The organism is Comamonas sp. wu1-DMT, assembly GCF_040187805.1.
GTDB lineage: Bacteria > Pseudomonadota > Gammaproteobacteria > Burkholderiales > Burkholderiaceae_C > Comamonas > Comamonas thiooxydans.
The window spans coordinates 46,038-55,072 of the sequence record NZ_JBANEM010000028.1 but is presented as its reverse complement, the minus strand read 5'-3'; the positions used below and the strand labels follow the sequence as shown (position 1 = coordinate 55,072).

Below are 9,035 nucleotides of genomic sequence, written 5' to 3'. Positions count from 1 at the left end.
GACCATAGCAAGTTGGTACCACTCCTTCCCATCCCGAACAGGACAGTGAAACGACTTTGCGCCGATGATAGTGCGGGTTCCCGTGTGAAAGTAGGTCATCGTCAGGCTCTTACAGTGAAAACCCCGTAGTCGAAAGATTACGGGGTTTTTTATTTGATCAATCGGTATTCTTGATATTGCTTGCGCAGTAGTGGACATGGAAAGGATGAGCATGCAGCTGCAGGACATGTTGTATTCACAGGGCTTTGGCATTCGCCGTGTCTGCTCCGGCTTGGTGCAGCAAGGCTGGGTGGAGCTGTGGAACCCGCAGACTTCTGACTGGGAGAAGATCCTGGATTCCACCCAGCAGGTGGATCCCGGAGGTCTGCGTTTCAGGGTGCAAGGCGTGGAGTGGGAGTATCACGAGCTGGGTTATGTGCTGCTGAACAAGCCAGCCGGCACCGAATGCTCGCAAAAGCCATCGGCCTATCCCAGCATCTATACCTTGCTACCGGCTCCGCTGCGTCAGCGACCCAACAAAGGGGCGGTGCAAGGTGTTCAGGCGGTGGGTCGTCTGGACCAGGATACGACGGGCATGCTGCTGCTCAGCGATGACGGCCAGTTCATCCATCGCATGTCGTCGCCCAAAAAGCATGTCTCCAAAGTTTATCGAGTGACTTGCAAGCATCCGGTGGATGCCAAGCAGATACAGCGGCTGCTGGATGGTGTCGTACTCGATGATGATCCCAAGCCCGTCAAGGCAGCGGCCTGCGAGCAGGTGGATAGCCATGTGCTGGATCTGACGCTGACCGAGGGCAAGTATCACCAGGTCAAGCGCATGATTGCGGCTGTGAGCAACCGGGTCGAAGGTCTGCATCGCAGAAGAATCGGCGGCATGGAGTTGCCCGCAGAGTTGGAGCCTGGCCAATGGCGCTGGCTTACGGCGGATGAGCTGGAATTGTTCAAGCCGGGCAAGTAAGACAAAGCAAGATAAAAAGCCTGCTGGCTTGCGCCAGCAGGCTTTTTGATTGGCGACAGGGGAAATCAGTGCCGCTGCGCAGGGAGCATGGACGCCTGCTGGAGCTTGCCCGAAGTTTGCAGCGCAGCGCCGGGCAGGAATTCGATGCCGGTACGGCGTACCAGCTCCGCATAGCTGATGGGCTCGGTGACGCGGGCTGCGTCATCATTGGCCTGCCAGTGCGCCCAGGCACGCTGGCTCTGAGCGTCATAAACCAGCTTGTAGAGAAAGCTGGGCACACGCACCTGGTTGTGGCCGACGGAGGCTGCGCCGGCCTCAAAGACCGGGCCGGTGATGATGTAGACATCGCCCTGAGCCCGTTGTGCATAGCTGCGCGTGTCTTTTTCGATGCGGGCCCAGGGGCCGCCGTTCTGCTTGATGGACTGGGGCACCATATTGGCCAGCGAGAAGCTCTGGGCCATGGCCTGTGCGGTCGGCATGTCGCCAGCGGGAGCCATGTGGCCGCGTGAGTAGCCGGAGCGCTTGTAGTCGTCCAGCTCGGCGCGTTCATCGCGGGGCAGGCGGGCATCGCTGTAGAACTTGTTGGTGCGCTTTTCGTCGGCATCGGCGACCAGGGCCTTGTTCAGACGCTGAGCGACGAAGACGGGAGTCTTGCTCTGGCCGCTGTGCAGCACGGCAAACGCGTCATAGCACAGCGCACGCAGCTTGGGCTGATCGCTGAGCACGGGAGCTTTGCTGTTGGCAAAGAACTGTGGGCATTGCTCGAAGCCCTGGGTGCTGCGCGTGGGATTGCTGATCTGGATGAGCGGTGCGGGGCTGGCCGTTGCCGAGGGCGCAGGCATCCTGGCGGAGCAGGCCACGCTGCTGATGGCCAGCATTGCGATGCCGGCATGGCGCAGCCATGGCGGGATTCGTGAGCAGGAAGAGGAAAGCGGTGCTGAAAAAGCGGAAGACATGCGCGAAGAAGGCCGAGGGAGATGAAAAGAGTGCCAGCAGCCCAGGCGCAAGAGCGAGTCTGGCCGTCATCGAGGATGATTGATTGCTACTTGAATAAGAGCTGTTTGCGCAAGCTTTGAAAGCTTTTCAAGGTAAAAGTTTCCTGAAAAGCTTTGTAATAAAGCGCTAAGTGCTCATATTTTATGAAGGCTAGATGTCCTGTCCCTGCTTACGTCGCCAAGCTTCGGATCCCTGAGGGCGTTCCATGCATGAGCAGGATCTGAAGTGCGGCTCGGGTCTGCAGATGCAGCTGCTTGAGCGCCTCATCTTTCTGGGGCGGCAAAATGTACTGGCCCTGTGCGTTCCTCGCATAGGGCTTGCCCAGAATGTCGGCCATATCGATCTGATAGTAGCTGCGGTCGCCGTACGGGCGCTTGCCGTCGATATAGGGCAAGGGCCAGATCGCCTGGCCGTCCTTCTCCTCGGCCAAGACATAAGGCAGGTCATCGGTACCGACTTCACGCCACAGGGCGGCATGCAGCAGCGTCAGGTGTTCGGGGCGAAAGTCGAAGCTGCTGTCTGGCGCCTGACCTGAGAAGTCGGGCGGCAAGGCATAGCGACCGGGCGCCAAGGTGGCGGTGGCCACAAACTGCGGCAGCCAAAGGCAGACCTCGGTCAGGAGCCGGGTGGCCAGAGCAGCATCGTGACTGCGCAGCACTTGCTGGGCCGTGTCGAGGGTGGACAGATCGCCGCCAAAGGGCTGCACGGGATCGAAGCCGGGTGCCCCAGACTCTACGGGCATCCACCGCACCCGCAGCAGGCGCATCAGCTGCAGATGCTGGGCGCTCAGCGGCGGCAGCGCCTGGCTGAAGACCGTCTGGATCACGGCTCGACGTTCGGTACTGCCCTGACGCTTGCGCAGCCACGACCAGCTCAAGGCGCTGGTTGCCGCAACTGCCAGGGTGGAGAGTGTGGAGATCAGCAGCCTGCGCTTCATGGGCGAAGGTTTTCAGTCATCGATGGAAGCGCTCCAGCGGTCGCCCCAGCCGCTGCGGTCCTGACGCACGCGATCGATTTCGCGGCGGTCGCGCTTGGTGGGGCGGCCGGTGTGCTGGGCCGCCAGTGCTTCGGCGGGCTCGGGTGCCAGACGGCGCTGCTCGGCCAGCTGTTCGCGCTGGGCAATGCTTTGCGCTGTCTCCTCGTATAGCTGTTGGGCCACGGGTGCCGGGCCGCGCATGCCGCTCAGCCCGCGCACTATGACTTCCCTGGGAATATTGCCCTGGCGCAGGTGGATGTGGTCGCCCGGGCGGATTTCACGCGAGGCCTTGGCATTGGCGTTGTTGACCGTGACCCGGCCTTTGCCAATCTCCTCCACAGCCAGGCTGCGGGTCTTGTAGAACCGCGCGCACCATAGCCATTTGTCCAGACGCATGGATTCAGTTTCACTCATATCGGCATTTTGCGGCGTGAAGGGATGGCGATTCAAGTCAGAGCAGTATCCATGTCCTGGGCATCGCCATTGTGCAGGGGCAGCTGAATCCGCGCCTGCAGGCCACGCACGCGGCCGAGTCCGTCGTGCAGGTTGCGCAGCTCGATCTGGCCGCCCAGGGTCTGCACGATTTCCTGGCAGATGGCCAGGCCCAGGCCGGAGCCGCTGCGCGTATTGCCCGCCGAAAAGGGCTGGAACAGTCGCTGGGCCAGTTCATCGTCGATGCCGCTGCCGCTGTCTTCGATACTCAGCTGCGCCATGCCATCGTGCGCGCGCACATCGACCTGCAGACTCCCGTGCCTGGGGGTGTGGCGTATGGCGTTGTGCAGCAGGTTGCGGGTCAGCTCGCGCAGCATCCATTCATGGGCGGCCACGCAGCAGGCCTGGGTTTCGATGCCGAAATCCATGTCGTGATCGGCAATCAGCGGTGACAGCTCCAGCGCCACGTCGCGCACGATATCGTCGAGCTGGGCGAGCATGGAGCTGTTCTGGTTGCTGTCTTCCTGGCGCAGCTGCTCGACCTTGGCCAGGGCCAGCATCTGATTGGCGACGCGGGTGGCGCGGTCCACCGTGTCGTCAATCTCGGCAAAGGCCTGGGCCGGTGGAATATCGCCGCGCTTGGCAGACTGGACCTGAACCTTGAGCACGGCCAGCGGCGTGCGCAGCTGGTGCGAGGCGTCGCGCACAAAGCGCTTCTGATTGCTCAGCAGGCCTTGCAGGCGCTGCATGGTCTGGTTGGTGGCTTCCAGCAGAGGCTGGACTTCGCGCGGGACCTCGGGCGCAGCCAGCGGACTCAGATCCCCCTGGGCACGGCCCTGCAGGTCCTGGCTGAGCTGGCGTATGGGCTGGGTGGCGCGCTGTACCACGATGATGACGATCAGGGCGACGACCAGCACCAGCAGGGCCTGACGAATCAAGGTATCACGCAGAATCTGCAAGGCCAGGGATTCGCGCAGTTCCAGGGTTTCGGCCACCTGGATCACGGCCATGCCGCGTCCGTCGGCGCTGGCAACCGGCTGCAGCAGCACGGCCACGCGCACGGGGTGGCCGCGAAACTCGTCGTCGTAGAAGTCCACCAGCGCCGCATAGGGCGGGCGCTGTGGAATCCTGCCGTTCCAGACAGGCAGTTCCTCGAAGCCGGAGATCAACTGGCCGTCCAGCGTGGAGACGCGGTAGAACATGCGGCTCTGGTTGTCAGCCTCGAAAATTTCCAGTGCCGAATAGGGAACGATGGCGCGCAACTGTGCCTGATCGTCGTATCCCGTGACGCCAATTTGCTCGCTAATGCTTTTGGCCGAGGCCAGCAGGGTTCTGTCGTAAGCCGTGTGCAGCGATGCCAGGGTTTGCTGATAGAGGCTCCAGGCGTTGAGGGCAATCAGCGCCAGCACAGGCAGCAAGATGCCGGTGAGCAGCAGGCGCCGCAGCGACCAGGCTGTCTTGGGCCGCGCTTTGGCCGCAGCGGCTGTCATGCCGCGACCTCGGCCTTGACCAGATAGCCCAGTCCGCGCAGCGTGACCAGTTGCACGCCGGTGCCGCCCAACTTTTTGCGCAGCCGGTAGGCCACGACTTCCACGGCCTCGTATTGCACATCGACCTCGCCGGGGAAGACCAGACTGAACAGCCGTTCCTTGGTGACCGCATGGCCTGGGCGGGCCAGCAACGCATGCATCATGGACAGCTCGCGCGGGGTCAGCTCCAGAACCTTGTCGTCGAGATAAATGGCGCCGCTTTCCTTTTCATAGCGCAATGCGCCCAGGGTGATAACTTCAGAGGCCGATCTGGGGGGGAAGCTATCCTGGCTGCGGCGCAGCAGGGCGCGCAGGCGTGCTTCCAGTTCGTCGAGGTCAAAGGGCTTGGCCAGATAGTCGTCGGCACCGGCGTTCAGCCCCATGACGCGGTCGCCCACGGTGCCACGTGCCGTCAGTATCAGCACCGGTGTGCGCAGGCCCAGGGCCCGGGCGCGCTCCAGCACCTGCAGGCCGTCGAGGCCGGGCAGACTCAGGTCCAGCACCACGGCATCGGGTTCGCGGGTCTGCCAGTGAGCAAGGGCACTGGGGCCGTCGGCCGCCACATCCACATGCAGCCCGCGGCGCATCAGGGTGCGCTGCAGCGTGGTGCGCATGGCGGAATCATCTTCAACAAGCAGTAATTGCATGCAGCCGAACATAGCACTGCGCTGCGAATGCGAAGACAAGTCGTGAAACTACCGGGCTTGCTTAAGGGATAGCCCTAGGTGATTGGACAGCCGTTTGACAGGCAGGCTGTCCATGATTGCATTCACCAACTACATAAGGAGTACATCATGCGTCGTGATACGTTTCTGAAGTCTCTGGCAGCCCTGGCGGCGGCCGGTGCTTTGCCCCTGTCGGCCCAGGCAGCGGCAGCCATCAAGATGATGCTGCCCGCTAACCCTGGTGGCGGCTGGGACACGACAGGCCGTGCCCTGGGCAAGGCCTTGCAGGACGCAGGTGTGGCTTCTTCCGTCACTTATGACAACAAGGGCGGCGCTGCCGGCGCCATCGGTCTGGCCCAGTTCGTCAACGGCAGCAAGGGCGATCCCAATGCCATGATGGTCATGGGCGCCGTGATGCTGGGCGGCATCATTACCGGCAAGCCTCCTGTCAACCTGAGCCAGGCCACGCCTTTGGCGCGCCTGACCAGCGAGTACAACGTGTTTGTGCTGCCCGCCAATTCGCCCTACAAGAACATGGCGGAAGTGGTGGCCCAGCTCAAGAAGGACCCTGGCTCCATCAAGTGGGGCGGTGGCTCGCGCGGCTCCACCGAACACATTGCTGCAGCCATGATCGCCCGTGAAGTGGGTGTGGACCCCGCCAAGATCAACTACGTGGCTTTCCGTGGGGGCGGTGAGGCGATCTCCGCCATTCTGGGCGGCAACGTCACCGTGGGCGGCAGCGGCTTCAGCGAGTTTGCCGAGTACATCGCGACCGGCAAGATGAAGCCCATCGGCGTGACTTCGGCTCAACGCCTCAAGGGTGCGGCGTCCAGCATTCCCACGCTCAAGGAGCAGGGCATCAATGTGGAAATCGGCAACTGGCGCGGTGTGTATGGCGCGCCCGGCATTTCCAAGGCCCAGCGCGACGAGCTGGTGGCCCAGATTGAGAAAGCCACCAAGAGCAAGGCCTGGGCTGAAGCGCTGCAGAAGAACGACTGGACACCTGCCTGGCTGAGCGGCGATGCCTTTGGCAAGTTCGTCGACGACGAGTTCGCCAGCCTGCGCGCCACCATGGCCAAGTCCGGCATGATCTGATGATCTCCAGGCCGCTGCGTTCTGCAGCGGCCTCTGGCGCGTGAACACGCTCCAGGGACATGGCATAGGGCTGGCGACTTCAGCCCTGATCGCGTTGTGTCCTGCTGTTTTCCCCCGCACTGATTGATGGCCTGCCCCTGACGGCGCAAGCCAGGGTTTGTGCAACCCCATGATGCCGTGAGAGCTGCTGGCAAGTTTGCTCTGACGGGTTCCGAAAACCATTGAAATCAAACACATTCATCATGTCTGATTCATTCCAAGATCTGGCCCGGGCAGCGGAGGCCGCACAGGTTTCGGCCTATGCAGACCCCGATGAGCCGCAAAGCCCCAATGTACCGTCCAAAAGAGCACAAACCATTGTCGGTTCGGGCGTGCTGCTGGTCGCTGTCGGCCTGGCTGTCGGCGCACTGCAGATTCCTTCCGATTCGGGCTATGGTGGCGTTGGCCCCAACTTTCTGCCCTGGCTGTGCGCCATCGTGCTGGCCGTTTGCGGTGCGTTGCTGATCTGGGAAGCTCGGAGCGGCGGCTTTCGCCATGCGGCGGATCCTGGCGGCCATGCCAAGGCCGATATATTGTCTTTTGTCTGGGTTTCTGCAGGCCTGCTGATCAATGCGGCTTTGATTGGAACCGTCGGCTTTATCTTCAGCTGCACGATTTGCTATGTCTTGGCCGTGCAAGGCCTGCGCCGCGCCGCGCATCAGCCTCAGGCCTCTGAAATCGGTACCTGGGTGAAGGATGTGATCACTGGCTTGCTGATTTCAGCGCCCGTTTTCTGGATGTTTACTCAGTTCCTGGCAATCAATCTGCCTGGCTTGACTCAGACGGGGTGGCTGTAATGGATATCTTCAATGCTTTGATGGCAGGCTTTGCCACCGCCATCACGCCCGTCAATCTGTTGTGGGCTCTGGTGGGTTGTGCCCTGGGTACGGCTGTGGGCGTGCTGCCCGGTATCGGCCCGGCCGTGGCAGTGGCCATGCTGCTGCCCATCACCGCCAAGGTGGATGTGACGGCTTCCATGATCTTTTTTGCCGGCATCTACTACGGTGCCATGTATGGCGGCTCGACCACCTCGATTCTGCTGAACACGCCCGGCGAAACGGCGTCCATGGTCACGGCCATGGAGGGCAACAAGATGGCCAAGAGCGGCCGAGCGGGCGCGGCGCTGGCAACCGCCGCCATCGGCTCGTTTGTCGCGGGGACCTTTGCCACAGTGGTGGTGACCCTATTTGCTCCCTATGTCGCTGACTTTGCCGTGAAGCTGGGCCCGCCCGAGTACTTCATGCTGATGGTGCTGGCCTTCACCACTGTGAGCGCCGTGCTGGGCCAAAGCTCGCTGCGCGGCATGACGGCGCTGTTTGTCGGCCTGGCTGCAGGCTGCATCGGCATGGATCAGATCTCCGGTGCCGCGCGCTATACCGGCGGCAAGATGGAACTGCTGGACGGCATCGACATTGTGCTGGTGGCAGTGGGTCTGTTTGCCGTGGCTGAAGTGCTGTATGCCGCCATGTATGAAGGCAAGGTCGAGGAGTCGCAGAACAAGCTGACCCGTGTGCACATGACCAAGCGTGACTGGAAGCGTTCCTGGCCCGCCTGGATGCGCGGCACGCTGCTGGGTACACCGTTTGGCTGCATTCCCGCTGGCGGCACCGAGATCCCGACCTTTCTGAGCTACGCGACCGAGAAGAAGCTGGCCAAGGGCGAAGACAAGGCCGAGTTCGGCGGCAAGGGCGCCATCGAAGGCGTGGCCGGTCCGGAAGCTGCCAACAATGCCACCGTGACCGCAGCCCTGATTCCGCTGCTGACGCTGGGCATTCCTACCAGCAACACCACGGCCGTGCTGCTGGGCGCCTTCCAGAACTACGGCATCAACCCCGGCCCCCAGCTGTTCACCAGTTCGGCTGCCCTGGTCTGGGCGCTGATTGCCTCGCTGTACATCGGCAACGTGATGCTGCTGGTGCTCAACCTGCCCATGGTGGGTCTGTGGGTCAAGCTGCTGAAGATTCCGCGTCCCCAGCTGTATGCCGGCATCTTGATCTTTGCAACGGTCGGTGCCTACGGCATGCGCCAGAGCGCGTTCGATCTGTTCCTGCTCTACGGTATTGGCTTGCTCGGTGTGATCATGCGCCGCTTCGACTTCCCCACCGCCCCCGTGGTGGTGGGCATGATCCTCGGCCCCTTGGCGGAAGCGCAGATGCGCAATGCAGTGTCGATCGGCGAAGGCAGCTGGTGGATCTTCCTGCAGCGTCCCATGTCGCTGACGCTGATCATCATCGTGCTGGCCGTACTGATCATTCCCCGCGTGCTCAAGCGCCTGTCGGAGGCCAAGCATGCCCGGGAGGCAAGCGCCGCCTGAGTCCCGTTTCCTAGCCTGCTGCGGGTGCTGT

10 protein-coding genes and 1 rRNA gene are annotated in these 9,035 nt (G+C 62.2%); 6 read left to right on the top strand and 5 right to left on the bottom strand.

Annotation, left to right across the window (positions count from 1 at the left end; translation table 11 throughout):
• Both rrf and V8Z78_RS24940 read left to right on the top strand, forming a co-directional pair.
• Positions 1–107 (top strand): 5S ribosomal RNA (rrf, locus tag V8Z78_RS24945); the annotation flags it as partial.
• A 104-nt stretch (positions 108–211) separates the two neighbouring features.
• Positions 212–958, top strand: coding sequence for a 16S rRNA pseudouridine(516) synthase (locus V8Z78_RS24940; protein ID WP_034362957.1), 747 nt, complete (start codon positions 212–214; stop codon positions 956–958).
• A gap of 65 nt (positions 959–1,023) precedes the next feature.
• On the opposite strand, the gene V8Z78_RS24935 is transcribed toward V8Z78_RS24940, so the two are convergent.
• The gene (locus V8Z78_RS24935; RefSeq protein ID WP_057091709.1) at positions 1,024–1,836 is read right to left on the bottom strand and encodes a DNA/RNA non-specific endonuclease; all 813 of its coding nucleotides are present in this window, start codon (positions 1,834–1,836) and stop codon (positions 1,024–1,026) included.
• Here V8Z78_RS24935 and V8Z78_RS24930 point away from each other — a divergent pair.
• Positions 1,760–1,939, top strand: a complete 180-nt coding sequence (locus V8Z78_RS24930; protein ID WP_007185876.1) for a hypothetical protein — start codon at positions 1,760–1,762, stop codon at positions 1,937–1,939. The two genes, V8Z78_RS24935 and V8Z78_RS24930, sit on opposite strands and share 77 nt — an antisense overlap.
• A gap of 184 nt (positions 1,940–2,123) precedes the next feature.
• Here V8Z78_RS24930 and V8Z78_RS24925 read toward each other — a convergent pair whose 3' ends face one another.
• The 4 genes from V8Z78_RS24925 to V8Z78_RS24910 are packed head-to-tail and all read right to left on the bottom strand — an operon-like array spanning position 2,124 to position 5,550.
• A complete protein-coding gene (locus V8Z78_RS24925) occupies positions 2,124–2,891 on the bottom strand; it encodes a hypothetical protein (RefSeq protein ID WP_057091711.1) in 768 nt (255 codons plus the stop codon).
• A 12-nt stretch (positions 2,892–2,903) separates the two neighbouring features.
• The gene (locus V8Z78_RS24920) at positions 2,904–3,344 is read right to left on the bottom strand and encodes an RNA-binding S4 domain-containing protein (protein ID WP_034362959.1); all 441 of its coding nucleotides are present in this window, start codon (positions 3,342–3,344) and stop codon (positions 2,904–2,906) included.
• Positions 3,345–3,376: 32 nt separating this feature from the next.
• Positions 3,377–4,852, bottom strand: a complete 1,476-nt coding sequence (locus V8Z78_RS24915) for a sensor histidine kinase (RefSeq protein WP_349732346.1) — start codon at positions 4,850–4,852, stop codon at positions 3,377–3,379.
• Positions 4,849–5,550, bottom strand: coding sequence for a response regulator (locus V8Z78_RS24910; RefSeq protein ID WP_349732345.1), 702 nt, complete (start codon positions 5,548–5,550; stop codon positions 4,849–4,851). Before V8Z78_RS24910 ends, V8Z78_RS24915 begins: the two co-directional genes overlap by 4 nt.
• Before the next feature lie 135 nt (positions 5,551–5,685).
• On the opposite strand from V8Z78_RS24910, the gene V8Z78_RS24905 reads away from it, so the two are divergent.
• From V8Z78_RS24905 to V8Z78_RS24895, 3 genes are all read left to right on the top strand, one after another.
• Entirely contained in the window at positions 5,686–6,651 is a 966-nt protein-coding gene (locus V8Z78_RS24905; RefSeq protein WP_003068811.1) for a Bug family tripartite tricarboxylate transporter substrate binding protein, read from the top strand.
• A gap of 242 nt (positions 6,652–6,893) precedes the next feature.
• A complete protein-coding gene (locus V8Z78_RS24900; RefSeq protein WP_003068813.1) occupies positions 6,894–7,487 on the top strand; it encodes a tripartite tricarboxylate transporter TctB family protein in 594 nt (197 codons plus the stop codon).
• Positions 7,487–9,004, top strand: coding sequence for a tripartite tricarboxylate transporter permease (locus V8Z78_RS24895; RefSeq protein WP_012837420.1), 1,518 nt, complete (start codon positions 7,487–7,489; stop codon positions 9,002–9,004). The genes V8Z78_RS24900 and V8Z78_RS24895 overlap by 1 nt, the downstream gene beginning before the upstream one ends.
• Positions 9,005–9,035: the final 31 nt, after the last annotated feature.

Bases quoted from the DNA above. Each gene is read 5' to 3' on its own strand.
- V8Z78_RS24925 (WP_057091711.1), bottom strand. From the start codon at position 2,891: ATGAAGCGCAGGCTGCTGATCTCCACACTCTCCACCCTGGCAGTTGCG.
- V8Z78_RS24935 (WP_057091709.1), bottom strand. From the start codon at position 1,836: ATGCTGGCCATCAGCAGCGTGGCCTGCTCCGCCAGGATGCCTGCGCCC.
- V8Z78_RS24905 (WP_003068811.1), top strand. From the start codon at position 5,686: ATGCGTCGTGATACGTTTCTGAAGTCTCTGGCAGCCCTGGCGGCGGCC.
- V8Z78_RS24895 (WP_012837420.1), top strand. From the start codon at position 7,487: ATGGATATCTTCAATGCTTTGATGGCAGGCTTTGCCACCGCCATCACG.
- V8Z78_RS24915 (WP_349732346.1), bottom strand. From the start codon at position 4,852: ATGACAGCCGCTGCGGCCAAAGCGCGGCCCAAGACAGCCTGGTCGCTG.
- V8Z78_RS24940 (WP_034362957.1), top strand. From the start codon at position 212: ATGCAGCTGCAGGACATGTTGTATTCACAGGGCTTTGGCATTCGCCGT.
- V8Z78_RS24920 (WP_034362959.1), bottom strand. From the start codon at position 3,344: ATGAGTGAAACTGAATCCATGCGTCTGGACAAATGGCTATGGTGCGCG.
- V8Z78_RS24910 (WP_349732345.1), bottom strand. From the start codon at position 5,550: ATGTTCGGCTGCATGCAATTACTGCTTGTTGAAGATGATTCCGCCATG.
- V8Z78_RS24930 (WP_007185876.1), top strand. From the start codon at position 1,760: ATGAGCGGTGCGGGGCTGGCCGTTGCCGAGGGCGCAGGCATCCTGGCG.
- V8Z78_RS24900 (WP_003068813.1), top strand. From the start codon at position 6,894: ATGTCTGATTCATTCCAAGATCTGGCCCGGGCAGCGGAGGCCGCACAG.